We start from the raw sequence: 23,321 nt of genomic DNA, 5'->3' as shown, positions 1-23,321 counted from the left end.
GCATCACACGCCGGCCGGTTGCAACGGGGAAGACAACGAGGACGGACGGCGCGCCTGCCACGCGGCGCCCGCCATCGCCACCAGGGCCATGACCAGCAGGGCCACGATGCCCGCCATGCGCTCCACGGGGCTGGGCTCGGTGGCGCTGTCAGAAGGGGCTGGCTCGGGCTGCCGCTCCAGCAACACGCCCATGGTAGGCACGGCGGGCGCGGAGGGTGGTGCTTCTGCCTGGGCGGGCGGCGCGGGCAGGTCAGCGGTGGGGGGCGCAGGCTGTGGCGCTGCCAGGGCTGGCGACTGCGGCGCGGCAATGGCCATGCCAGCAGGCGGGGTCAGCTCTACGGACTCACCACGTGCCGCTCGCTCCACCCAGCGGGCCACGCTGGGCAGTTCGGCCGCCAGCGGCGCGGCACGCGTCAGTTCCTGGTACATCTGTGCCAGTTGTTTTTGCGTGTCGGCATCGGCCTGCCAATAGCCCTGGCGCTGCGCCTGCACCAGGCGCTCCAGCGACTGGGCGTAGGCCTGTGGATGTTCTTTCAGCCACTCGGGCAGGCCCAGCTGGTGCTTGTCGCGCACCAGCACGTCGTAGAAGCTTTGCCAATGGTCGCTGCGCACCGTGTCGGGCGCCACGGCCTGCCAGCCCCAGGCGAACTGCACGGCCTTGAGCACCTGCAGCGTGCCCGAATAGCCCTCGGCCTTCTGCGCCTGGAGCCAACCCGGGTGCAGGTAGCGCGACTGCATCTCCAGCGCAATGGCGCGCTGTGCAGTTTCGGTGGTGGGCTCACTCACATCCTGCAGCTGGGCCACATGCAGCTCCAGCCCCTGCGGCCGGCCGGCCACACGGGCTGCGGCCGACAGGCCACCCAGGTACTGGAACGGGTCGTCCGAGCTGACCATAGCGTACAGGTTCGAGCTGCGCGACAGGATGGCTGCGTCGGTGCGGCGCAGGTGCGCTCCCAGCGCCTTCGCCGCCGTGCCGCCCGCAACCCCCGTCACCGGCTCGCCCTCCAGATAAGGCTGGCTCATCCGCTCGAGGAACATCTGGCCCAGGCGCGCATCGTTGGTTTGCAGGCCGTCGCTTTGCACCGCGTCGGACAGGCCGGTGCCGTAGTCGCCCACCGCATTGCCGAACGAGCGCACGCGTGCCAGTTGCTCAGCCTGTGCGCGGGGCACGCCTTGTTTGCGCAGCTCCTGGCCGATCTGCTCGGTATTGCGCGCAATCACATTGCCGGGCTCGGCCGTGGCGGCCTGGGCCACGGCGCGATCGAGCAGCGCCATCAGCGCGGGGAACTGGTCACGGTACGAGCCGGTGATGCTCATGAGCACATCGACGCGCGGGCGCTTGAGCTCATCGGCGGCAATGGTCTCCACGCGCACCGGGCGGCCCGCGTCGTCCCACACCGGGCGCATGCCCAGCGCCACGAGCGCCTGCGCTTCCATGATGCCCTGGTGGCGCAGCGTTTCGCCCGCCCACAGCGACAGCGCCATGCGCTCTGGCGCCCGGCCGTTGTGGCGCGCCTGGTAGTCCTTGAACCAGTCGTTGAACAAGGTCTGCGCCACGGCATAGGCCTGGCGCGTGGGCAGGCGGCTTGGGTCGAGCCCTGTGAGGTTGCGGCCCGTCGGCAGGCTGTCGGGGTTGCGGATGGGGTCTCCGCCGTAGGCTGCGGACAGGTAGCGGCCCTCCAGCGCGGCCAGCAGACCGGGCATCTCGCCTTCGGTCGCCAGCAGGCGCTCCAGCTCCTGCGCGCGCTGTGCCAGTTGCAGCAGCGCGGGCGTGTCGATGGGTTGGCGCGCTGCGCGGTTGGGCACATGGTCTTCGGCGCGCACCAGGCCGTCCTGTGATGGTGGCGCGTCAGGCAGCACGGGGCGCAGGTCCAGCACGCTGGCAGCCTGCGCGTCGGTCAACGCCACTTCCAGCCAGCGTGCAGGGCGTGCAGCCAGCACCGCGTCGTGCTTGATCAGGAAGGCTTCGTCGATGTCTTCGCCCAGCGCCTCGATCAGCGGCTTGCGCAGCGCCTGCAGGATGGTCTCGCGCCGCTGCTCGGGCGCGGGCACGCGGCCGAACACGGCCAGGCCCTTGGGCTGCGAGCTTTGCGCGAGCTGGTCCAGGTAGGGGTGCAGGATTTCAAGAAAGCCGTGGAAATCGGCCGCGATGCGCTCGGCGCTCCAGCCCAGGTCGCGGTGCAACTGGTGCTCTACAAACTGCGCCACCAGCTGCTTTTCGAGCGCGCGGCGCGTGGGGCCTTCGTCCACGGTTTCCCACTCATGCATCACCTCGTGCATGTGGGCCATGCGCGCCTCGAACCCGGCCGGGGCGAACACCGGCGTGCGGTGGCTCACCAGCACAGCGCGGCCCCGGCGCTTGGCCGTAAGGGCCTCGCCCAAGTTGTCCACGATGTAGGGATAGACCACGGGCAGGTCGCCCAGGGGCAGCAGCGCGTCGTCGTGCATATCCAGCGCACGCGCCTTGCCACCGGCCCATTCCTGCGTGCCGTGGGTGCCGAAGTGGATGAGCGCATCGGCCTCCAGCTGCGCCCACAGGTACACGGCCAGGTAGTGGTGCGACAACGGCGCCTTGGACTTGTGCATGAACGGGTTCTGGCCCAGGCGCAGCGTTTCTTCGCGCGGGGGCTGGGGCAATACCGAGAGCTGGCCCACCTGCAGACGCGGGATGGCGAACACTTTTTCGCCCTGCCACTCGACCACGTAGCGGCTCTTTTCGGGCGTGCCCCAGTGCGCGTTCATGCGCTCGCGCACGGCCTTCGGCAGCGTGGCCAGGTGCTGCTCATAGCGCGCCAACGGCAGCGCAGCGGCCTGCCCGTTTTGCAGCAGCGCGTGCACATCGGCGCCGGGGTAGTAGGCGGCCAGCAGCGGTTTGAGCCCATCGATCCAGCCCTGCTCGGGCACGCGCTCGGTGCGGTAGCCCGCCTGGGCCAGGCCGCCCGACACCTGCTCCAGGCTGCGCGGCACGTTGAGGAACGACGCGCCGAAGTTGGTGCCGCCCGGCGGGTAGTTGTAGACCATGGCCACCAGGCGTTTGTCGGCGGCGGGCTTCGTCTGCAGCGCGATCAGGCGCCGCGCCTTGGCGGCCACGGCCTGGGCCTGGCGTTCGATGATACGGAAATCCTTGCCATCGGCGCCGTGCGCGGCCACCAGCACCGGGTCGATGGCGCCGGCCGCCTCCGGCTGCGCTAGGTAAAACGGCACATCGGACAGCGAGAGGCCCATGTCGCTGGCCTCCCACGCGGCGGCATCGCCCGCGCGGTAGGGCTGCGTGCCCAACAGCGGCACGCCCCAGCGCGCCAGCAGCGGCTGCAGCGCGGCAGCCTGGGGCACGAGCTGGTGCAGCACCAGGGCCGAGGCGTTCAGGCGGCCGGGGCCGCTGCCTTTCTCGGGGGGCATCTCCAGCACCTCGGCCAGGGTCTGCACCGTGACCTGCTGGCCAAAGGCCGCATAGGCGAACAGGCCTTGCTGGCGGAAGGTGCGCAGCCAGGCATCGAGCCATTCGGTGCTGCCATCGACAAAATGGTGGCGGTGCACCAGCACGGCCACGGCGGGCAGGCTCCGCAGCGCGGGCTGGCCCTGGCGCCAGGCCTCCAGCGCGGCGGCATGGGGCAGCAGGCGGGGCGCGTCGGGGTGGTAGATGCCCCGGGGGGGCAGGATATCGGGCGCGGGCAAGGTCGGCATCCCAACACCTGCCACCGTGGCGCGCGCCAGCGCGACGGCGTTCTTGAGATTGCGCGGGCCGCCCGCCTGCAGGTAAGCCACCATGCGGGCGGGAGCCTCCAGCGCAGACAGGTCCACAGCAGGCGTGCCCGCAGGCACCCAGACCACGCGGCCCGGGGCGCGTGTGGCGCGGGCATCGAGCTGCGCGCCGACCATGCGGCGCAAGCGTGCCTCCACGCTGGCATGCGGTGCATCCACCCACACCACGGCGGCGCCTGCCAGTGCGCGCTCCAGCTTCAGGGCCTGGGCCGCGTCCAGTACCGCCGGGCCGGCCAGCGGGTAATCGATGTGCACAAAGCCCAGGCCCGCCTCGCCAGCCAGGCGTTGCACCATGGCCGTGCGCGGGGCGGTGGTGATGTCGGACGTGAGCCAGAGCAGCACCGGCGCTGTTTTATCAGCGCCGCCCGCTGGCAAGGCTTTCTCAGCCTGGACGGCATGCACGAGCGGCGCAGCCAGCAGCAGGCACCACAGTGCCGCACGCAAGATCAGCGCCTTCATGGCTTGGCGGGTGCCGGCGTGGCGGCGCCACCCGCGCCACCGGCCGAAGCGCTGGCAGGAGCAGCGCCCGTTTCAGGGATGTAGACGATGTTGCCGTCTTCCAGCTTGTAGGCCACGCCCGCGCGCACGCCCTGCCCTTGCGCTGCGCTGCCAGCGCCCTTGAAGCGCACTTCCTTGCCCTGCTCGCGCACGACCACTTCCATGTCGGGCTGGCCCGCGTTGCGGATGATGGTGACGCTCTCATGAGCGCTGGTCTGGGTCTGCACGGCCACGGCCGTCAGCAGCGCCACCACCAGCACCAGGAACACATCCACCAGGTTCACGGCAGACAGCATCGGGTCGTCGTCGTCCTCTGCCAGGACGTGCAAGTGGCGCAAGCTCATTGCGCCACCCCGCGCTCCTTGCGCACCACCAGCAGCTCGGCCAACAGCCAGCGGCGGCGCACCGAATACACCACCAGGCCCACCGACGCGGCAGCCAGCGCCAGCACCACGCCCGCAAAGGCGCCGCTGAAAACGGCGAGGGCCTGCTGGCCGTTGCCCGCCGCCACGCTCTGCAGCGCAGGGCCCAGCGGGATCATCGTGGCGATCAGCCCCAGCATGGGCGACAGGCGGCTGAGCAGGCGCACGGGCTCCACCTGGCGCACCAGTTGCAGCTCCAGCTCTTCCATCGACAGGCCCGGCGCCACGCGCAGCGAGCGGTACTGCGGCTGGCGCCAGCGTTGCCACGCCTCCATGAGCGTGGCGCCGCCCGACCACAGCGCGTAGACAAACGCCAGCCCCACCAGCACCAACACCGGCCACAACAACGACTGCGCAACCTGCGAAAAACCCGATTCGATGTTCATGCTTGCACTTCCTTCATTCCCTGGTTGTTGTTCTTGCGTTGCAGGGAGGGCAGCGCCATCCACATGCCATCCAGATGCCGCACGTGGATGCGGTGGTCAAACACGCTTTCCAGCGCCGCATGCGTGGCGGGTGCATCACAAGCGCCCTGGTGCAGCACGCGGCCCTGTGCCATCACCACCATGTCATCGGCCTGCAGCGCCAGCGACACCTCGTGCAGCACGCTGACCACCGTGCCCCCCGCATCGACCAGTGCACGCATGGTGTGCAGCCAGTCGGTCTGGTGCGGCGGGTCGAGGTTGGCCAGGGGCTCGTCCATCAGCAGCACCTGCGCCTGCACGGCCAGGGCGCGGGCCAGCAGCACGCGCTGGCGTTCGCCACCCGACAGCTGCGACAGCGGGCGGTGGCGCCAGTCCCAGGCCTGCGTGGTGCGCAGCGCCTGCTCGACCGCTGCGTGGTCGGCCGCACCCGGCGGTGCCAGCCAGGCCTGGTGCGGCAGGCGGCCGAGCATGGCCACGTCATAACTGGTCAGGTCGTCGGCCGAGCCTTCGTTCTGGCCCAGCCAGGCGAGCTGGCGGGCGCGTTCGCGTGCAGGAATCTGTACCAGCGGGCGGCCCAGCAGCAACACGTCGCCCTGCACCGCCACACGTGGCAGCAGGCCCGCCAGCACCTTGAGCAGGGTGGACTTGCCCGCGCCGTTGGGGCCGACGATGCTCGTCCAGCGCCCGGCGGGCAATTGCAGGTCAATGCCCTGCAATATTGAGCGATTCCCGATGCTGGCGCTTATTCCATTTGCGCTGATAGCTATTGATTTCATAGCGCGCCTCCTTGCGAGGTGCGCCGGTGCATGAGCCACAGCAGATAGGTGCCGCCCAGGGCCGCCGTGAGCACGCCCACGGGCAGCTCCTGCGGCGCGAGCACCCAGCGCGCGAGGATGTCGGCCGCCATGAGTAGCACCGCGCCCATCAGGCTGGACAGCACGATGTGCCGCTCGTGTGTCACGCGCACGATGGAGCGCACCAGATGCGGCGCGGCCAGCCCCACAAAGGCGATGAGCCCCGTTTGCGCCACCGCCGTGCCCGTGGCCAGCGCCATGGCAGCCACCAGCCCCACACGCATGGGCATGAGCGGCAGGCCCAGGCTGGCGGCCGTGGCCTCGCCTAGCGTGAGGCCGTCCAGCGCACGTGCCAGCATCCAGGCAACCACCGAGCACAGCGCCCAGGCCACGGCCATGAGCAAGCAGGCCGCCCAGCCCACAAAAGCCGTACTGCCCAGCGTGAAGGCCTGCATGGCCTGCAGGATGTCGGGCGAGGCCAGTTCCACCAGGTCACGCAGCGCACCCAGCACCACGCCCACAATAACCCCCGCCAGCAACAAGCGCAGCGTGTGCTGCACGCCCTTGGCGAGCAGCAGCGTGAGCACTACCGCCCCCGCCGCGCCCAAAAATGCCATGCCCGTGATGCCGATGCGGGCCATCCACTGCGCCGCCACCGGCGACACCCCGAAGAGCGCCATGGCGACAGCCCCGCCCAGCGCTGCGCCCGAGGCGCTGCCCAGCAGGTACGGGTCGGCCAGCGGGTTGCGAAACAACCCCTGCGCCACTGCGCCCGACAAGCCCAGCAGCGCGCCCGCCAGCCAGGCGCCCAGCGTGCGCGGCAGGCGGATGTCCCACACGATCTGCCAGGCCACGGGATCGCCGTGCATGCGCAGCACGCTGTCAAAGCCCGTGCTGCCCACGCTGGCGCCACACAGGGCCAGCAAGACGCTGGCCAGCAGCAACCAGGCAGCGCACCACGCAGCGCGGCGGGTGGCGGAACTGGTGGGCACACCGATGGAAGCGCCGGTCATGGGGCCTTTTCCACCAGGCAGCGTGCCATGATGCGCGCGGCTTCGGCCATGCGCGGCCCAGGGCGCACCACCACATCGGAGTCGCCAGGACCAAACACGCACAGCCGGTTCTCGCGGATTGCGCGCATGGTGGCCCAGCCGGGGTACGGCACCATAGCCTGCATGCTGCGGTTGCCGATCATGATGATGTCGGGGTTGGCGCGCACGACGAACTCGGGGTTCAGGCGCGGAAACGGGCCCAGCGATGCGGGCACCACATTGCGCACCCCCAGCCGGGTGAGCGATTCGCCGATGAACGACGCCTCGCCCGCCGCATAGGGCCCCCGGCTCACCTCGAAGTACACGCGCGCATTTTTGGCCTTGGGTGGCAGGGACTGCGCCGCCGCCAGCACGCCCGCATCGATCACCCGCCAGAGGCGGTCAGAGCCTTGTGCGCGAGGCACGCCCAGCAGGTCGCTCACGGTGCCCAGTACGCGGCGCACGTCAGCGTGGGTCTTGGGCTCGAGCTGCACCACCGTGAGGCCCAGCGCCTCCAGCCGGTCGCTGGCACGCGAGCTGACGGACATGAGCACCAGGTCCGGCTTGAGCGCTACGATGGCCTCGATGCTCGGGTCCAGCCCGCCGCCCACCTTGGGCAGCTTGGCAATCACGGCCTCCGGCCAGTTGGAATAGCGGTCCACCCCCACGATCCGGTGGCATTGCTCCAGCTCGCACACGCTTTCGGTCAACGACGGCAACAGGCTCACGATGCGCTGCGGCGGGCGCGGCAACGAGATCTCGCGGCCCTTGTCGTCCTTGATCTGCACGGGCTGCGCCTGGGCCAGCCCGGCCATGAGCAGACCCAGCCCGATGAGGATGGCGATCACCCAGAGGATGCGGCGCACGGGGGTTGGTTTCATCAGCAGGGTTCTTTCAAAGTGAGAGGCATGCCTGCGGCCATCAGCGTGACCCGGGGGCACACCTGCGCCACCTGCTGGTTGAGGGTGCCGAGTGCATCCACAAAGGCGCGCACCTCGCGCCCCATCGGGATGACCCCCAGGCCAATTTCGTTGCCTACCAGAACAACGGGGCCAGGGGATTTCCGAATCGCTACCAAAAACATAGCTGCCTGCGCTTGCCAATCAAGCGCTAGACCCTGTTTTTGTTCAAAACTCATGGCTTCCACACCCACGGGCATGGTCCAGCGGGTGAGCCACAGCGTGAGGCAGTCCACCACCAGCAGGGTGTGCGGCGTGCTGAGGCGCGTGAGGGCTGCGACCACGTCGTGCGGCTCTTCCACCGTCTGCAGGCCGGGCACGCGCTCGGCACGGTCGCGCTGGTGGCGGGCAATGCGCTCACGCATTTCGTCGTCCCAGGCCTGGCCCGTGGCGATCAGCACGGCGCGGTGGTCGCTGGATTGCGCCAGCCAGTCGCGCGCCAGCAGCTCGGCGCGGCGGGACTTGCCGCTTTTCTGGCCGCCCAGAATCAGTTCGGTGGTGATGGTCATACCGATGCGCCCCCCAGCAGGTGGGCCACGGCTTCGGGGCTGGACGGAAACCATGCGTGGAAATAGCTCGCGTGGATGCTGCCCTGCTGGTACAGCGCCTCGCCCGCATCCCGCGCAACCGCCTCGTTCGGGCGCGCCGTGCGGGCCACCACGGCGGCGCTGCTGTCGCTGGTCGAATAGTGGAAGGTGTGGCCGCGCAACGTGTGTCCTGCCACGGTCAGTTGCTGCGGCCCCAGCGCTGCCAGGCGCTTTTGCATGGTGACGTGACCGAGCAGCAGGCCCCACAAAGTGGCCGTGCTGCCATCGGCCAGGGTGATGGATTCAAACAGCGCCATCATGCCGCCGCACTCGGCCCACAGCGGTTTACCTGCGGCCACATGGGCGCGCAGGCTGGCTTGCATCCCGGTGTTGGCCGCGATCTTCGCGGTGTACAGCTCGGGGTAACCGCCGGGCAGCCACACCGCGTCGCAATCGGGCAGCACCGCATCGTGCAAGGGCGAGAAGAACACCACGCTCGCGCCCATCTGCTCCAAGCATTGCACGTTGGCAGCGTAGATGAAGCAGAACGCCGCATCACGCCCCACGGCCACCGTACGGCCTGCGAGCAACGCAGGCACGGCAACCGTGGATGCAGGCGCCGGAAAGTCCACGCCCCAGCGCTGCAGGTCCTCCAGCGTCATTTGGCCCAGCGGCGTAGCAGCCAGCGCATCGGCCGCTGCGTCCAGCCGCTGCAGGCTGTCGTCCAGCTCGTGCGCAGCCACCAGGCCCAGGTGGCGCTCGGGCAGCAGCGCCGCACCGGCCTTGGCGGCTAAAGGCGCATTGCCTGGCTGCACCCGCATCAGCGCGCCCATCCAGTCGTCGGCATCGTGCAAGCCGTCACGCAACATGTCGGCATGGCGCGCGCTGCCTACGCGATTGGCCAGCACCCCCGCCCAGGGCAGGCCCGGGCGGTAGTGGCGCAGGCCATAGGCCAGCGCGCCAAACGTGCCCGCCATGGCAGAGGCATCGACCACCGCCAGCACCGGCACCGCAAAGTGCCGGGCCAGGTCGGCTGCGCTGGGGCTGCCGTCAAACAGGCCCATCACGCCTTCGATGAGGATCAGGTCCGACTCGACGGCGGCGTCGCGCAGTCGCTGCGCGCAGTCGGCCTCACCGTTCATCCACAAATCGAGCTGGTGCACCGGCGCCCCGCTGGCCAGCAGGTGCCAGTGCGGGTCCAGAAAATCCGGCCCGCACTTGAAAACCCGCACGTGCCGCCCCTGGCGTGTGTGCAGGCGCGCCAGGGCGGCGGTGACGGTGGTCTTGCCCTGTCCGGAGGCCGGGGCTGCAATCAGCAGCGCGGGACAGCGTGTCACACCCCACCCCCAGTGCGGTACTCACCCAGCGGCCGACGAAACTGGCGCGCCCCAAGCCAGTGCCACCGTGGAACTGGCTCCGCCAGGCCACGGGTGGCGTCCCCCCTCCGGGGGGAAGGCGCGCAGCGACTCAGGGGGGGCTTCACTGCGGTGCCCACTTCACACCGACGTACACCGTGCGGCCTGCGGTAGCGTAGGTGCGGGCCAGCTGGTAGTCCTTGTCGGCCAGGTTGTCGATGCGGGCCAGCAGTGTGTAGTCGCGCGCAATGCGGGTGCTGGCGTACAGGTTGACCAGCGTGTAGCCACCCAGCACATTGGTGTTGGCCACGGTGTCGAAGCGGCGGCCGGATGCCTGCACTTCGGCGCCCACGGTCCACCCCGCCAGGCGGGTGTCCGCGCCGAAGGTAGCGTGCTGCTTGGCACGGCGCGCCAGCTGCTTGCCGGTGTCCAGGTCACGCGGGCGCTGCAGGTCGATGGAGCCGTGCAGCTGCACATCGCCCAGGCGGTGCGATCCCGCAAACGTCACGCCCTTGTATTCGGCCCGGGCCGTGTTGGCGTAGCAGCCAAAGTCCGACAGGCAGGTGCCGGGGCCAGAGAACGAAATCAGGTTGCTCACACGGTTGCGAAACAGCGTGGCCGAGAACGTGCTGTTGCCCTGGGCGTAGCGCAGCGCCACTTCGGCATTGCGGCTGCTTTCGGGGCGCAGCGTGGCCACGCCATATTCGCTGAAGCGGTGGTACAGCGTGGGCGCACGGAAGGCCGTGCCCACCGACGCCGTAGCGCGCCACTGCGGGGTGATGGCGTAGCCGTAGGCCACGCTGCCAGTGCTCTTGCCACCGAATTCGCTGTCCGAGTCGTGGCGCAGATTGAGCTGCACGGTGTGGCCTGCAGCGTTGTAGCCGTAGCCCAGGGCCAGCGCGTCTTGCGAGCGCTTGGCATCGATGGGGGCGTTTTCGAGACGGTCTTCGCGGCGCTCCAGCGCGGCCGTGACCAACTGCGCGCCCTGGCGCCATTCGTTCTGGAAGTAGTAGCCACGCAGGCGCGTGTCGCTCAGGTAGGGCGAGGGGCGGGTTTCGTATTCATCGCGCGAGTCGGTGATGGACAAGCGCGTCTTGTAAGCGCTGCTCCACTGGGCAATCCAGTTGAGGCCCAGGGCGTGCATGGTGTGCAAGTTGCGGTCGTCCTTGCCCAGCCCGCTGTCGTAGCCGCTGTTGGAGTCATTGACCATGAGCGTTCCCTCCAGCCGGTGCGCCGCATCGACCTGCAGGCCCACTCGGGCATGGCCTGCCGTGGTGCGGTAGCCGTCGCGGTCAGGGTTCTGGGTGGCCACCGTGCGGGCGTTGAAGCCCTTGCTGTCATCGCGCGCAAAGCCCAGCGCGTAGTCCACGGTGCCGCTGGCCCCGCTGATGCCGGCCTCCACCTTGGTGGTGTTGTGGTTGCCAATGCCCACGCCCACATACGGCGCCGTGCCGTTCTCGCCGCGCTTGGTGAAAATCTGCACCACGCCGCCCATGGCATCCGATCCGTATACGGCGCCTGCGGGGCCGCGCAGCACTTCGATGCGATCGATGAGGCCGAGTGGAATGCTCTCCCACGGCGCCCCCCCGGTGGACTGCGAATCGATGCGCACCCCGTCGATATACACCGCTGTGAAGCGCGATTCAGCACCGCGCAGGAATACACCCGTGGTGGCACCCGGGCCGCCATTGCGCGAGAACTCCACACCCGGCAGACGGGCCAGCAGGTCGGCCAGGCCGGTGGCGCCGCTGCTTTCGATGGTTTCGCGGTCCACGATGGAGATGTCGGCCACCAGGTCGGACAGCGGCTGCGGCGTGCGCGTGGCGGCCACCACGGTTTCGGCGAGCGAGGGCGCGCGCAGGTTCTGGGCCAGCAGTTCGCCGGTTGCCGGGGCACTCTGGGCCAGCGCACTGCAGGCGCTGCCCACCGCCAGGGTCAACAGGGCCACACGGTGGGCAGGCAGGCGCAGCAGCGCCACAGGGCGCGCACGAAGGGTACGGATTTTCATGGGGATCATCGTCAACAAACAACCCGGGCCGGCCTCCCGCCAGCATGTGGGTGATACAGCCGCGCAGCTCCAAAAAAGGGCGCACGCAGCCACCGTGTTGGCCGGTATCCGGGCTGGCGGAACACCCCCCAATGCCTTCCCATGCGCTTGTTCAAGGCGCTCAGTGGCGTATGGATGGAGAGAGAGTCGAAAGACTCGTCCGCTGACCGTTGCGGGGGCAGCGCAGGCTGGGCGTGTACCGGTGGTACTGCGCCTCCCTGCTTCCCGTTGAACTGCGGCATGTGAACCACACCGCGAGCACCAACCGCGCGATTTTACGGCTGTTTACAGCCTGCAACCCTACAATCGGGGGCTGTATGGCAACACCGTCCCCCACTGACCAGATCGCCGAGCGCGTCGACCGCCTGCTGCTGCGCCACGCAGAACTGCAACGCACCAACGCGCTGCTGACCGATCAGGTGGCCGCGCTGACGCAAGAACGGGACTCCCTCAAATCCCGCCTCAGTGCCGCCCGCGCCCGCGTGGATGCACTGCTGGAGCGCCTGCCCGCCGCAGCCCCTGCCGCTGTCACCAAGGAAGTCGAATGAAGCAAATCGAGGTGCAGATCCTGCAGCAAAGCTACCTGCTGACCTGCCCCGAGGGCCACGAAAGCCGCCTGCTGGATGCTGTGGAGCGTGTCGATACCGCGATGATCCGCATCCGCGATGCGGGCAAGGTCCGCGCCCGCGAACGCATTGCGGTGCTGGCGGCCTTGAACCTGGCTTTCGAAATCGCCGACCGCGAGGCTGCCGACCTGGCAGCAGGTGCCGCCGCCAAAACAGCCAGCACCACCATCGCAACCGCTGCCAGCACGGGTACGCAGGAAACCCTCCTACCCGACGAAGACCAGCAGCGCCTTCATGCCCTGGTGCAGCGCCTGGATCAGGCATTGGGCGACGACGGCCGCCTTCTTTGACAGCCCCCCAGCACAGCGCCAAGCCTAACGGATTGCCCCCGATCTGCACCCCTCAAGGCTTACGGGCTTTACATGGCCCCAGACACTCAACCCGTGCAGGCAGCGCCTACAATGGCGGTGTCTGCGAAGCCGCCGGGCTTTATATTTCCTTGAACCAATGCTCAACGAGCTCGGGCTTGGTACATTGCCCGGTGAGCGTGATCATCTCGCGTCAGATGAACCCAACGCTTGGCTGCCCTCGCCCACCTGAACCCCCGGTTCAGGATGAGAGTCCGGTGGCATTCGCAGACACCTTCTTCTCCATGCCCCTGTCCACGCAACCCCACGCTGCAGCATCTCCGACAGGGCATCTCCCCGCCTTCCCTCCCCTCTTTCCACCACTTTGTCTGACGTCGCGCCATGCTCGATCCCCTGCTGATTGTTGAACTCGGTGTCCTGGGCTTGGCCACAGGTTTTCTGGCGGGCCTACTGGGCATTGGCGGCGGGATGCTGCTGGTCCCGTTCTTGACCTACATCCTGGGCGCGCAAAAGGTCGCACCCGATCTGGCGGTGAAGATGGCGATTGCCACCTCGATGGCCACCATCATGTTCACGTCGATCTCCAGTGTGCGGGCCCACCACCAGCGCGGCGCCGTGCGCTGGGACATCGTCAAGCGGCTGGCGCCTGGCATCGTGCTCGGTGGTTTCATTGCGAGCCTGGGCGTGTTTGCGCTGCTCAAGGGTTCGTTCCTTGCCATCTTCTTCGCCTTGTTCGTGAGTTTTTCGGCCACACAGATGTTTCTGGACAAAAAACCCGCCCCCACGCGCCAGATGCCCGGTGGTGCAGGCCAGGTGGCGGCAGGTGGCGTAATCGGATTCCTGTCGGGCCTGGTGGGTGCTGGTGGCGGGTTCGTGAGCGTGCCGTTCATGACCTGGTGCAACGTGCCCATCCACAATGCGGTAGCCACCAGTGCGGCGCTGGGTTTTCCCATCGCACTGGCCAACGTGGTGGGCTATGTGATCGGAGGGCAGAACGTGGAGGGATTGCCAACCGCCTCGCTGGGCTACATCTGGCTCCCAGCCCTGGCCGTGATAGCGACCTGCAGCGTGCTCACCGCGCCACTGGGCGCCAAAGCAGCACACAGCCTGCCAGTCAAGCAGCTCAAGCGTGTATTCGCATCGCTGTTGTTCGGACTGGCGGCGTACATGCTCTGGAAGGGCATCGCGGCGTTTTAAGCGTCTCTGGTCGACCTCCATACTACCGGGGGGTGCCGTAGCACCAGGTTGCCTTAGTTCTGGACCGAACTGCGCCGGCCCCGCGCTTTCAAAGGCAAGGGCCTGGCAAGCATGGCGCGAAACTCCTGGGCAGGAAGCCCTGGCGCGCAGAGAAATCCCTGGTAGTGGTCGCACTGCATCTGCAGCAACACCGCCTGCTGGGTTTCTGTTTCCACCCCCTCTGCCACCACCTCAATGTGCATGGCACGCCCCATGCTGATGATGGCACTCACGATGGCCCGGTCTCCATCATCGTCAGGCAGGCCACGCACAAAGGACTGGTCAATCTTGAGCTTGTGGATCGGCAGCTTCTTCAGGTACGCCAGGCTGGAATACCCGGTGCCGAAATCGTCGATAGCGAGTCCGATGCCAAGCCCGGCGAGCACACGCAGGCGCTGCTCCATTTCCTGTGCATCCTGCAGCAGGATGGTTTCCGTCAGCTCCAGCTCCAGCAGCGTGGGCGGCAGCTGGTGCACCGCCAGCAGCCGGGTGATGCGGTCCACGAAATCAGGCTGCCGGAACTCCAGCGCCGACACGTTCACCGAAATCATGATCGGCATGCCACTGTGCATCCACACCGCAGCCTCACGCACGGCCTGCTCCATGACCCACGCGCCCAGCGTCACGATGTAGCCAGACTCCTCCGCCAGGGGGATGAACTGCCCGGGTGATACTGCACCGAACTCCGGGTCGGTCCAGCGGATCAGCGCTTCGGCCCCCGTGATGCGCCCGGTGACCATGTTGACCTGCGGTTGGTAGTGCACCGCCATGCGGTCAAGCCCCAGCGCCTGGCGCATCGCATGCTCCATCTGCATGCGCGACAGCAGATTGGCATTCATCTGCGGCTGGTAAAAGCCATAGCTGCCCCGGCCGCGCTCTTTGACACGGTACATGGCCGTGTCAGCCTGCTTGATGAGATCGTCCAGCGTCGCACCATCCTGTGGGTACAGCGCCATGCCAATGCTGCACTGGATGGAGAAGCCCATGCCGTCAAGCATGAAGGGCTTGAGCATGTCGTCCAGGATGCGGCGCGCCACGCTCTCAGCCACCACGGCATCACCGCCATGCAGGTAGATGACAAATTCATCGCCACCCAGTCGACACAACATGTCCGTCTGGCGCAGGCAGGCCTGCAGGCGCTCGGCCACCAGTTGCAGCACGCGGTCACCGAAAGGGTGGCCGAGGGAGTCATTGATGATCTTGAAGCGGTCGAGATCCAGAAACAGGATGGCAAAGCCCGTGTCGCTCTGGCGCGCCCCCTGGATGGCAGTGTCCACACGCTGCGACAGCAGCAGACGGTTGGGCAGGCCCGTGAGTACGTCGCTGTAGGCCAGCTCCTCAATGCGCTTCTGGGCGGCGTGCTGCAGCGTCAGATCCCGCATGAAGCCGATGCTCTGCACCAGACGCTCTTCGTCGTCGCGCAGCGCCACCCATGACAACTGCACTGCGCAATAGGTGCCGTTGTCACGGGGCAGCCACAGCTCGCCTTCCCAGAAACCCTCCTTGGCCCACCCCTGCAGCACCTGCTCCATGAAAGCCGCGTCCGACCCGCCACCGAACAACGACGCCGCCAGGCACCCTTCAAACGATTTGGCAGACGGCCCCACCAGCCGCTCGCAGCCTGGGTTCATGCGCAAGACCCGGTGCTGGCTGTCGGCGATGAAGATGGCGTCCAGGCTGGACTCGAACACCCGTGCGGCCAGTCTCAGGCTGGCCTGTATCTCGGTCTGGCGGGTGATGTCCCGGTACGAATACACCCGCCCCACGGGCCGCCCCTGGCTGAACTGCGGCACGGTGCGCAACTCCAGCACCAAGCCATTTCGCAACACCAGAATGTCGGTGCTCTCCTGCATCGGCTCTCGGGCGATGGCAGCCAAACGCTCCGCATAGGCACGTGCGTTCTCAACCTGGGCCTCCATGTGCGCATAGACAGCCGCATCGTCGCGCCGCACCAGCAAATCGCGCGGAATATTCCACAGTTGCGCAAGCCGCTGATTGAAAGCCCGCACCCGGCCATCGAGGCTGCACACGAGCATGCCGTCAGCGGCAGAATCCAGCGTGGCGCGCAGCTCAGACAGCAAAGTTTCCAGCTCGCGCTCGGTCGATTCCTGGACACTGCGATCCAGCATGGTCAGCATGAAGACCGTGCCAGAAGCGACCTCTGCAGGAACGCGCGTCACCTGACGATTGACCGGAACCAGGGTGCCGTCAGCGCGCAAAAGGCTGGTGTGGGAATGAATGCCATCTGCAACCACCTGGGCCGACTCCCCCCAGAACGCCATGTCCTGCGGTGTGGAGGCCAGACGCAACACGGGCGTACCCACCATCTCGGCCACAGGCAAGCCCACCAGCCGCTGCGCGGCGGCATTCGCGTGAAGGATGAGCAGACTGGTCTCATCGACCAGCCAGACGGCCTCCTGTAATCCGTCGAGCCAGCCGTGGGACTGCGAAACGGTCACGACCCTGCCTCTTCGGGACCGGGGCTGACCGCACGCTCGAAAAAGTAACAGATACGCTGCCGCGGAGAGAGGTAGTCCAGCGCATCGCGCGGCAGTTGCGCAGGCTTGAGGCTGCGCCGGATACCCAGCTCGGGCACAGTTTCCAGGTCCAGAATAGGAGCCTCATCCTTGGGCACCCGGGAGTCATGGACGATGACCTTGGGCCGCAGCGGGCGCGAAGAGTTGACCGAGGCAACAATCGCATAGCGGTCGTTCACCAGCTGGACGATGGAGCCCGGCGGGTACACCCCCATCATGCGGATGAACGCCCCGAGCACCACGGAATCGAAGCGCGCCTTGAGCTGTGCAAAGATGACCGACAAAGCCTCGTGGGGTGTGAGCGCATCCACTCCATTGGCGGGATTGCACATGCGATCGTAGCGATTGACGAGGGCGAGCACCTGGCTCGCGCGCCCCAGATCGGACCCCGACAACCGCAGTGGAAACCCACTGCCATCGGCCATCTCATGGTGCCGAGCAACGGCGGTAATCACAGGTTCGGGCAGCCCCATGCGCGTGGCCAGTGTCACGGACTCAGCCACATGGGTCTCGTAACGCGTACGCTCCATCGGAATCATGGAGGGCGTAGGTTGCCTGAGATTCGGCGGCAGCTTGAGCTTGCCCAGATCATGAATCAGCGCGGCAATGCCAAGGTCGTGCAGCTCGGCACTTTTCATGCCCAACGCACGGCCCAGCAGCAAAGAGATCACCATCACGTTGATCGGGTGCAGGGCATTGCGCTCGCCCACCCCTTCCGACAACAGCCGGATGACAGAATCACCGTTTTCCAGGAGTTCGGCCACGCAACCTGACACCAGCGTTTCGCCTTTGGTACGGGCCTGGTCGGGGTGCTCCGAGACGACACGCTCCAGCGCCTGGTATTGCCGCGTGGCCTCCCCAAACCGCTGATTGCAGGCCGCCAGCGTCCGGTTCTGGGCCTCCAGCAATTCACGCCTGCGCTGCGCCTCTGGGTCCACCGTGGCAGTAGCTGTCGCAGCCTCAGGTGCACTCGAAGACGATGCCTTCATTTCCGGCACGCTCCAGGCTGCAGGCACGAGTTCCCTCAGTTCTGGATCGCTCTTTTTGGGAAAGTACCGCACCTCGGTGAGCCCCAGCTCACGCAAGGTGGCAATCTGCTCCGCCGCCGCCACACGAAAGCTGCTCACCGGGAACGGATGGTGCAACCAACCCACGTCGAGCTGGATGTACATGCCGACACGCAGTTGGCTGATGTCGATGAGGATGGAGGAGTTCACTTCAAGGCGTGTGAAACATGGCGACGTCAATGCCACCAATAGTTACACAGATTATCGCCAGATCGAGGGTCTTGTCGAAGGAGTGCGCCTGCGCCGCAGCGGCATGGCAACACTTGCCTTTCTCACCAAGGGCAAGCGTTGATCACCCTTGTATAGACATGGATTTACGAGGCCTCCCGAACCCCGTCGCACCGCAGCTTGCGAATCGGAGAACTGCTGGCTAGCGGCACCACAACGACGGTTTGTAGATCAGGTCCATCCAGAGTGCCCAACTGGCCACGGCGCACAGCAAACCTCCTGCGATGCGCGTTCCCCAGTCCGCACGTTTCGCATTGACCCCTGCTTTCAACCGAATCCACACCAAGGGCCCGCCCACCAGCCACACACCACTGCCCAGGCCAAAAAGCGCCATGCTGAGCGCCCCTTCCAGAGGCCCTCCGCTCAACGCAGCCACGAGCAGCGCGGAATAGAGCAGGCCACAGGGCATCAAGGCCCAAAGCCCACCAGCAACCAGAACCCCGCCTGGTGCACTGACCAGAGGCCGCACACGCGCCCATACGGTACGGCCCGCCTGCTCTACCCACAGGGGCTGGCGCGCCTGGATCACCATCATCAAACCCCACGCCATCACCGCAACATGCATCAGGGTCCACGCAGGGCGAAGTGCCACGGTCTGCTGGGTCAACCATGCCAGACTGTCCATGGCCCATGCAGCCAAGCCACCCGCCACAGCGTACCCGGCCAAGCGGCCAGCATGAAAAGCGACGGCGCGCCGAATGACACCGCCACGGGGCACCCACTGCACTGTCTGCACCGTCGGGGGAGTTGCCTGTGGCTGCGCATCGCCACCGGCTGTGGACGCCATGCCCACACCGCCCTGCCCGATCAATGCCCCACAAGGCGCAGAACACATGACCAAACAATGGGACCCGCCAACGAGCCCCATCAGCAAGGCGGTTGAGGCGACCGTAGCAATCATGAGGATCAGATGATGCGCGAAAAACGGGCGCGGTTGCGGTCAGCCTGCAGGTAACGGTCAAAGACCATGGCAATGCCACGCACAAAGAACCAGCCCATGGCAGTGACCTCGACCCCATCGGGCCGCACCACCACAAGCCCCTGCTCGGCCATGGTTTCCAGTTGCGCCAGCTCCGCAGAGAAGTAGTGGCGAAAGTCGATCAACCACGCTTGCTCCATGGGCTCAAACAACAGCTCGCCTTGGCACATCAAGGCCATGATGACGGCGCGGCGCACAAGATCGTCGCGCGTCAGGGCCAACCCACGAACGACGGGCAGGCGCCCCTGATTCAGAAAATCGTAATACTCATCCAGGGTCTTGGCATTTTGGCTGTAGGTGGCTCCGACCCGGCCAATCGCAGACACCCCCAAGCCGATCAGGTCGCAATCAGGTTGCGTACTGTAGCCCTGGAAGTTGCGGTGCAGACGCCCCTGGCGCTTGGCGACTGCCAATGCATCCTCAGGCAATGCAAAGTGGTCCATGCCCACATACACGTACCCAGCATCCATGAAGGCGTCCAGCGAACGGGAGAGCATCGACACCTTGCCTGCAGCCGCTGGCAACTCGGCCGAAACAATACGGCGCTGAGGCTTGAAACGTTCTGGCAGATGGGCATACGCGTACAACGCGATACGGTCAGGCCGCAGCTGCGTAACCTGGGCCAGCGTGCGGTCAAACGACTCTGGCGTCTGCCGAGGCAGGCCGTAGATCAAATCCACATTGATGGATTCAAAACCCAGCGAACGTGCGGACTCCACCAGCGAAAACACCTGCTCGGCAGGCTGTATGCGGTGAACGGCCTTTTGAACCTCAGGATCGAAATCCTGCACCCCAAAGCTCAGTCGGTTGAATCCCAGTTCCGCCAGCACTGCAAGGCGGTCCGCATTGACGGTGCGAGGGTCCACCTCAATCGAATACTCCCCGCCCGGCGCCAACGAAAAGCTGCGTTTGAGCATGCCCATCAGCTCCCGCAAGCCCTCGTCCGATAGAAAAGTGGGCGTGCCACCACCCAGGTGAAGCTGACTCACCACCTGCCCCGTGCCGCAGTGTGCTGTGTGCAAGTCAATCTCGCGGCTCAAATACCGCAAATACACCTCTGCCCGATCATGGTGTTTGGTGATGATCTTGTTGCAGGCGCAGTAGTAACAAAGGGACTCGCAAAAGGGGATGTGCACGTACAAAGACAGCGGCAAGGCCTTCGTCATGGAGCCCAGCCTGCGCTGCTCCAAGGCAAGCGCGTAGTCGTCCTGCCCAAAGGCCTCGACGAAACGGTCAGCTGTTGGGTAAGAGGTATAACGGGGCCCTGGCACGTCGAAACGGCGCAGCAGCTCGGGCGAAACAGCGGTCATGGGCAAATTCCTTGCGTACACTTCGACTGTGCCGTAAGCTGCACTCCATGTCCTTGACCTGCATCAAGTGATGGGCCGGGACGAACAGCGACAATTTGATGCACATCAGTCGCCCACCCGCACCCAAAGGCCCAGCCTGTTAGGCATATGGGGCGATATGCTCAAACCTTACCCAGCCTCTGTTCCTATGAACCCGCTCACCATCAAAGTCGCCTGCTCCAACTGCAACCTGCGCGAGCTGTGCATGCCGGTGGGGCTGAGCGAGGAACAGCTGCAACGCATTGACGAGGTCGTTGCCGTTCGCCGCAAGATCAAACGCGGTGGAACCCTTTTCCGCAACGGCGAATCCTTCACCTCGCTCTATGCCATTCGCACCGGCTTCTTCAAAACATGTGTAGCCACCGAAGACGGGCGTGACCAGGTCACGGGTTTTCAGATGGCAGGCGAGATCATCGGCCTTGATGGCATCGTGAATGACCACCACACCTGCGATGCGGTGGCCCTGGAAGACGCGGAAGTCTGCGTCATGCCGTTTGACCGCATCGAAGAACTGTCCCGCGAAGTCACCGCATTGCAGCACCATGTGCACAAGATCATGAGCCGCGAGATTGTCCGCGAGCATGGCGTGATGCTGCTCCTGGGCAGCATGCGCGCTGAGGAGCGCCTGGCCGCGTTCCTGCTCAACCTGGTTCAGCGCCTGCACGCCCGGGGGTTCTCGCAGTCCGAGCTCGTGCTGCGCATGACCCGCGAAGAGATCGGTAGCTACCTGGGCCTCAAGCTCGAAACCGTGAGCCGCACCTTCTCCAAGTTCGTGGAAGAAGGCATTGTCGAGGTCAAGCAGCGCCATGTGCGCATCCTGGAGACCGAGGCCCTCAAGCGCATCGTGAACAACCAGCAAGCCTGCCACTGAACCTGCTGTCGTCTGCCATCCTGGCAGTCCTTACCACATTGACCTTAGCCAATAGGTGGCACTACCGCTCAAGGGCACGATGATGTCTTGCGGCAGTCATCGGGACGCTCGCCTTCGGGAACCGGGCAACGGTTAAGTTCAAACGGTGACATGGCCAGCAGCGTGGTCAACGCGCTGGATGCCATCGTGATCATCCAGAACGCAAAAAAGGCAAGCGTGTACACGCCCTGCCGTGACAATGCCAACGGCTGCCCAAACCAGTGCAGGTCTTGCGGGTCCACCATCGCAAAAACCAGCATTTCCATCACACCGGCCATCAAAAAGGCCGGCCAGGCAATCCACATCACGCGTTGCATCCACATTGGTTTGTCTCCTGGTAAGGCCGTGCAGGCATGCCGCCCGGCCAGGTGGGTTCAGCGCGGCTGGTCCTGGACCGGGGTGGCAGCGTGGTTGCGGCCCTTCATGGCTGGCAACAGGCTTTTTTCTGGGGTGGCCAGTGTCTTGTTGATCTCGATGCCCTGGCGGTAATAATCTTCCGCGACCACGGGGTCGGGGCGCGATATCGCGAGCCACAGGGTCACAAACCCTGCAATGATCACGATCACGGGACCGGCGATGATCAGCCAAACATGGCCAAACCTCCACCAGGGTGCAGCGGCAGAAGGGGCAGTGCCGAGGGCGGAACTGGATGGCATGGTGCTTACTCCTCAAAAATTATCTTGCTCAAAACGAGACCCGCGAAGGTCTTGCACCGGGTCGCTCGCTGCGTTATCGCGGCACCAGAAACACGGATTTTTCGCTCACATGGGCGTCCGCGCCCAAGGCCTGCACATCGAACTGCACGGCATGTGATCCTGAAGGGGCTGATCCATACGGTATCTGCAGACGGACGGCCACCCACCGGGACTCCGCCGCACCGATGTCCACCTCGGCATCAGAAGCGACTTCCAGCCCTTCAAGGCCACGCACACTGATGCGATAGCGCTGGGGGCCTTCAGTGGCGTTCATGATCTGCAGGCGGTAGATGTTCTCCAGCTTTCCACCCGCCACGATGCGCGACAGCGCCGCCCGATCACGCACCACATCCACCTTCAAAGGCGTGCGTGTGACAAGGCTGGCCATCATGCCTACGCACAGGGCCACCAGAACCGCGCTGTATATCAGCACTCGTGGCCGCAGCACACGGCGCAGGATCTGCGACTGACTCCACCGTTTGGCCACGCCGTTCTGCGTAGAAAACCGGATGAGCCCGCGCGGATACTGCATCTTGTCCATCACGGTATTGCAGGCGTCCACGCACAGGCCACAGCCGATGCATTCGTACTGCAAGCCTTTGCGAATGTCGATGCCCACAGGGCACACCTGCACACACAGCGAGCAGTCAATGCAATCGCCCAACCCCTGGGCCTTGTAGTCGATGTTCTTCTTGCGCGGCCCACGCTGCTCGCCGCGTTCTGGGTCGTAGGTAACGATCAGCGTGTCCTTGTCGAACATGGCGCTCTGAAAGCGCGCATAGGGACACATGTATTTGCACACCTGTTCGCGCATATAGCCGGCATTGCCATAGGTGGCAAAGCCATAGAACAGTACCCAGAAAATCTGCCAGCCACCCTGCACCGCCAGCAGCTCTGCCCCGAGTTCGCGGATGGGCACGAAGTAGCCCACGAACGTGAACCCCGTCCACAACGCCACGGCAATCCAGATGACCTGCTTGAAAAACTTCTTGCGAACCTTCTCGAAGGTCCAGGGCCCATTGTCCAGCCGAAGCCGCGCACTGCGATCACCTTCGATCTTGTGCTCGATCCACATGAACATTTCGGTGTAGACCGTTTGCGGGCACGCAAATCCACACCAAAGCCGCCCCGCCACCGCCGTAAACAGGAACAGCGATAACGCCGAGATGATGAGCAGGCCCGTGAGATAGATGAAATCCTGGGGGTACAGAACCAGGCCGAAGATGTAGAACCGCCGAGCCCCCAGGTCAAACAGCACCATCTGGCGCTGCCCCCATTCAAACCAGGGCAGCCCGTAGAAAACGATCTGCGTGAGGAACACCATACCCCAGCGCCAACGCGCGAACAGGCCACTGATGGAACGCGGGTAGATCTTCTTTTGCGCTTCGTACAGGGAAACAATCTCGCCCTGCGATGAGGCATCGGACGCAACCGGCGCTATCGGGATGACCTTGCGAGCAGGCTCGCTGGGTGGGTTCATGATGGTATCGGTCCGTTTGCTTCGTGGTTCTCAGTTTGCGCTGCCCCCTGGAGCAGTGCCTAGGCACTGCTCCAAGTGGCCAAGGC

21 protein-coding genes and 1 riboswitch are annotated in these 23,321 nt (G+C 65.7%); of the genes, 5 read left to right on the top strand and 16 right to left on the bottom strand.

Annotated features, from left to right (window positions below):
• Positions 1-3: 3 nt before the first annotated feature.
• From cobN to KW832_RS07515, 9 genes are all read right to left on the bottom strand, one after another.
• Positions 4-4,221, bottom strand: a complete 4,218-nt coding sequence (gene cobN / locus KW832_RS07555) for a cobaltochelatase subunit CobN (protein ID WP_218299421.1) — start codon at positions 4,219-4,221, stop codon at positions 4-6.
• A complete protein-coding gene (locus KW832_RS07550) occupies positions 4,218-4,604 on the bottom strand; it encodes a DUF2149 domain-containing protein (protein WP_218299420.1) in 387 nt (128 codons plus the stop codon). The genes cobN and KW832_RS07550 overlap by 4 nt, the downstream gene beginning before the upstream one ends.
• Complete coding sequence (locus tag KW832_RS07545; RefSeq protein WP_008906167.1) at positions 4,601-5,068, bottom strand: hypothetical protein; 468 nt, start codon at positions 5,066-5,068, stop codon at positions 4,601-4,603. Before KW832_RS07545 ends, KW832_RS07550 begins: the two co-directional genes overlap by 4 nt.
• Positions 5,065-5,883, bottom strand: coding sequence for an ABC transporter ATP-binding protein (locus KW832_RS07540; protein WP_218299419.1), 819 nt, complete (start codon positions 5,881-5,883; stop codon positions 5,065-5,067). Before KW832_RS07540 ends, KW832_RS07545 begins: the two co-directional genes overlap by 4 nt.
• Positions 5,880-6,914, bottom strand: a complete 1,035-nt coding sequence (locus KW832_RS07535; protein WP_218299418.1) for an iron ABC transporter permease — start codon at positions 6,912-6,914, stop codon at positions 5,880-5,882. The genes KW832_RS07540 and KW832_RS07535 overlap by 4 nt, the downstream gene beginning before the upstream one ends.
• Positions 6,911-7,813, bottom strand: a complete 903-nt coding sequence (locus KW832_RS07530; RefSeq protein WP_218299417.1) for an ABC transporter substrate-binding protein — start codon at positions 7,811-7,813, stop codon at positions 6,911-6,913. The genes KW832_RS07535 and KW832_RS07530 overlap by 4 nt, the downstream gene beginning before the upstream one ends.
• On the bottom strand, positions 7,813-8,400 hold the full coding sequence (locus KW832_RS07525; protein ID WP_218299416.1) for a bifunctional adenosylcobinamide kinase/adenosylcobinamide-phosphate guanylyltransferase: 588 nt from the start codon (positions 8,398-8,400) through the stop codon (positions 7,813-7,815). Before KW832_RS07525 ends, KW832_RS07530 begins: the two co-directional genes overlap by 1 nt.
• Complete coding sequence (locus KW832_RS07520) at positions 8,397-9,755, bottom strand: cobyrinate a,c-diamide synthase (protein ID WP_218299415.1); 1,359 nt, start codon at positions 9,753-9,755, stop codon at positions 8,397-8,399. Before KW832_RS07520 ends, KW832_RS07525 begins: the two co-directional genes overlap by 4 nt.
• Before the next feature lie 142 nt (positions 9,756-9,897).
• The gene (locus KW832_RS07515; protein WP_218299414.1) at positions 9,898-11,781 is read right to left on the bottom strand and encodes a TonB-dependent receptor domain-containing protein; all 1,884 of its coding nucleotides are present in this window, start codon (positions 11,779-11,781) and stop codon (positions 9,898-9,900) included.
• Positions 11,782-11,862: 81 nt separating this feature from the next.
• A riboswitch (cobalamin riboswitch) is annotated at positions 11,863-12,101 on the bottom strand.
• A 36-nt stretch (positions 12,102-12,137) separates the two neighbouring features.
• On the opposite strand from KW832_RS07515, the gene KW832_RS07510 reads away from it, so the two are divergent.
• From KW832_RS07510 to KW832_RS07500, 3 genes are all read left to right on the top strand, one after another.
• Complete coding sequence (locus KW832_RS07510; RefSeq protein WP_218299413.1) at positions 12,138-12,368, top strand: DUF904 domain-containing protein; 231 nt, start codon at positions 12,138-12,140, stop codon at positions 12,366-12,368.
• Complete coding sequence (locus KW832_RS07505) at positions 12,365-12,736, top strand: cell division protein ZapA (RefSeq protein ID WP_055395217.1); 372 nt, start codon at positions 12,365-12,367, stop codon at positions 12,734-12,736. Before KW832_RS07510 ends, KW832_RS07505 begins: the two co-directional genes overlap by 4 nt.
• Positions 12,737-13,135: 399 nt before the next feature.
• Positions 13,136-13,951, top strand: a complete 816-nt coding sequence (locus KW832_RS07500; RefSeq protein WP_055395215.1) for a sulfite exporter TauE/SafE family protein — start codon at positions 13,136-13,138, stop codon at positions 13,949-13,951.
• A 53-nt stretch (positions 13,952-14,004) separates the two neighbouring features.
• Here the strand turns inward: KW832_RS07500 and KW832_RS07495 are convergent, their stop codons facing one another.
• Positions 14,005-16,449 carry a bifunctional diguanylate cyclase/phosphodiesterase gene (locus tag KW832_RS07495; protein WP_218299412.1) on the bottom strand — a complete coding sequence of 815 codons (2,445 nt, stop codon included), beginning with the start codon at positions 16,447-16,449 and terminating at the stop codon, positions 14,005-14,007.
• Positions 16,446-17,744: an HD-GYP domain-containing protein gene (locus KW832_RS07490; RefSeq protein WP_121506922.1), complete on the bottom strand. Its 1,299-nt coding sequence runs from the start codon at positions 17,742-17,744 to the stop codon at positions 16,446-16,448. Before KW832_RS07490 ends, KW832_RS07495 begins: the two co-directional genes overlap by 4 nt.
• A 10-nt stretch (positions 17,745-17,754) precedes the next feature.
• Here KW832_RS07490 and KW832_RS25615 point away from each other — a divergent pair, with 10 nt between their 5' ends.
• Complete coding sequence (locus KW832_RS25615; RefSeq protein ID WP_255577649.1) at positions 17,755-17,886, top strand: hypothetical protein; 132 nt, start codon at positions 17,755-17,757, stop codon at positions 17,884-17,886.
• Between the two features lie 78 nt (positions 17,887-17,964).
• Here the strand turns inward: KW832_RS25615 and KW832_RS07485 are convergent, their stop codons facing one another.
• Together KW832_RS07485 and hemN are read right to left on the bottom strand one after the other, a co-directional pair.
• Positions 17,965-18,723 carry a sulfite exporter TauE/SafE family protein gene (locus KW832_RS07485; protein ID WP_218299411.1) on the bottom strand — a complete coding sequence of 253 codons (759 nt, stop codon included), beginning with the start codon at positions 18,721-18,723 and terminating at the stop codon, positions 17,965-17,967.
• 5 nt (positions 18,724-18,728) lie between these two features.
• Positions 18,729-20,111 (bottom strand): oxygen-independent coproporphyrinogen III oxidase, encoded by a 1,383-nt coding sequence (gene hemN, locus KW832_RS07480; RefSeq protein ID WP_055395207.1) that lies wholly within the window; start codon positions 20,109-20,111, stop codon positions 18,729-18,731.
• Positions 20,112-20,298: 187 nt separating this feature from the next.
• Here hemN and fnr point away from each other — a divergent pair, with 187 nt between their 5' ends.
• Complete coding sequence (gene fnr / locus KW832_RS07475; RefSeq protein WP_218299410.1) at positions 20,299-21,021, top strand: fumarate/nitrate reduction transcriptional regulator Fnr; 723 nt, start codon at positions 20,299-20,301, stop codon at positions 21,019-21,021.
• A gap of 68 nt (positions 21,022-21,089) precedes the next feature.
• Here fnr and KW832_RS07470 read toward each other — a convergent pair whose 3' ends face one another.
• The 3 genes from KW832_RS07470 to ccoG all read right to left on the bottom strand — a co-directional run bounded on the left by KW832_RS07470 (position 21,090) and on the right by ccoG (position 23,235).
• Positions 21,090-21,383 carry a hypothetical protein gene (locus tag KW832_RS07470; protein ID WP_055395203.1) on the bottom strand — a complete coding sequence of 98 codons (294 nt, stop codon included), beginning with the start codon at positions 21,381-21,383 and terminating at the stop codon, positions 21,090-21,092.
• 51 nt (positions 21,384-21,434) lie between these two features.
• Positions 21,435-21,716 carry a FixH family protein gene (locus tag KW832_RS07465; RefSeq protein ID WP_055395201.1) on the bottom strand — a complete coding sequence of 94 codons (282 nt, stop codon included), beginning with the start codon at positions 21,714-21,716 and terminating at the stop codon, positions 21,435-21,437.
• A gap of 73 nt (positions 21,717-21,789) precedes the next feature.
• Positions 21,790-23,235, bottom strand: a complete 1,446-nt coding sequence (ccoG, locus tag KW832_RS07460; RefSeq protein ID WP_055395199.1) for a cytochrome c oxidase accessory protein CcoG — start codon at positions 23,233-23,235, stop codon at positions 21,790-21,792.
• Positions 23,236-23,321 lie beyond the last annotated feature (86 nt).

This window comes from Acidovorax sp. sif0632 (assembly GCF_019218805.1).
GTDB lineage: Bacteria > Pseudomonadota > Gammaproteobacteria > Burkholderiales > Burkholderiaceae_C > Acidovorax > Acidovorax facilis.
The sequence above is the reverse complement of the archived record's forward strand: the minus strand, read 5'-3'. Positions and strand labels throughout refer to the sequence as shown.

What these genes read in the sequence shown, in the direction of transcription:
- cobN (WP_218299421.1), bottom strand. Translation starts at nt 4,221, where the DNA reads ATGAAGGCGCTGATCTTGCGTGCGGCACTGTGGTGCCTGCTGCTGGCT.
- KW832_RS07550 (WP_218299420.1), bottom strand. Translation starts at nt 4,604, where the DNA reads ATGAGCTTGCGCCACTTGCACGTCCTGGCAGAGGACGACGACGACCCG.
- KW832_RS07545 (WP_008906167.1), bottom strand. Translation starts at nt 5,068, where the DNA reads ATGAACATCGAATCGGGTTTTTCGCAGGTTGCGCAGTCGTTGTTGTGG.
- KW832_RS07540 (WP_218299419.1), bottom strand. Translation starts at nt 5,883, where the DNA reads ATGAAATCAATAGCTATCAGCGCAAATGGAATAAGCGCCAGCATCGGG.
- KW832_RS07535 (WP_218299418.1), bottom strand. Translation starts at nt 6,914, where the DNA reads ATGACCGGCGCTTCCATCGGTGTGCCCACCAGTTCCGCCACCCGCCGC.
- KW832_RS07530 (WP_218299417.1), bottom strand. Translation starts at nt 7,813, where the DNA reads ATGAAACCAACCCCCGTGCGCCGCATCCTCTGGGTGATCGCCATCCTC.
- KW832_RS07525 (WP_218299416.1), bottom strand. Translation starts at nt 8,400, where the DNA reads ATGACCATCACCACCGAACTGATTCTGGGCGGCCAGAAAAGCGGCAAG.
- KW832_RS07515 (WP_218299414.1), bottom strand. Translation starts at nt 11,781, where the DNA reads ATGAAAATCCGTACCCTTCGTGCGCGCCCTGTGGCGCTGCTGCGCCTG.
- KW832_RS07510 (WP_218299413.1), top strand. Translation starts at nt 12,138, where the DNA reads ATGGCAACACCGTCCCCCACTGACCAGATCGCCGAGCGCGTCGACCGC.
- KW832_RS07505 (WP_055395217.1), top strand. Translation starts at nt 12,365, where the DNA reads ATGAAGCAAATCGAGGTGCAGATCCTGCAGCAAAGCTACCTGCTGACC.
- KW832_RS07500 (WP_055395215.1), top strand. Translation starts at nt 13,136, where the DNA reads ATGCTCGATCCCCTGCTGATTGTTGAACTCGGTGTCCTGGGCTTGGCC.
- KW832_RS07485 (WP_218299411.1), bottom strand. Translation starts at nt 18,723, where the DNA reads ATGATTGCTACGGTCGCCTCAACCGCCTTGCTGATGGGGCTCGTTGGC.
- hemN (WP_055395207.1), bottom strand. Translation starts at nt 20,111, where the DNA reads ATGACCGCTGTTTCGCCCGAGCTGCTGCGCCGTTTCGACGTGCCAGGG.
- fnr (WP_218299410.1), top strand. Translation starts at nt 20,299, where the DNA reads ATGAACCCGCTCACCATCAAAGTCGCCTGCTCCAACTGCAACCTGCGC.
- KW832_RS07470 (WP_055395203.1), bottom strand. Translation starts at nt 21,383, where the DNA reads ATGTGGATGCAACGCGTGATGTGGATTGCCTGGCCGGCCTTTTTGATG.
- KW832_RS07465 (WP_055395201.1), bottom strand. Translation starts at nt 21,716, where the DNA reads ATGCCATCCAGTTCCGCCCTCGGCACTGCCCCTTCTGCCGCTGCACCC.
- ccoG (WP_055395199.1), bottom strand. Translation starts at nt 23,235, where the DNA reads ATGAACCCACCCAGCGAGCCTGCTCGCAAGGTCATCCCGATAGCGCCG.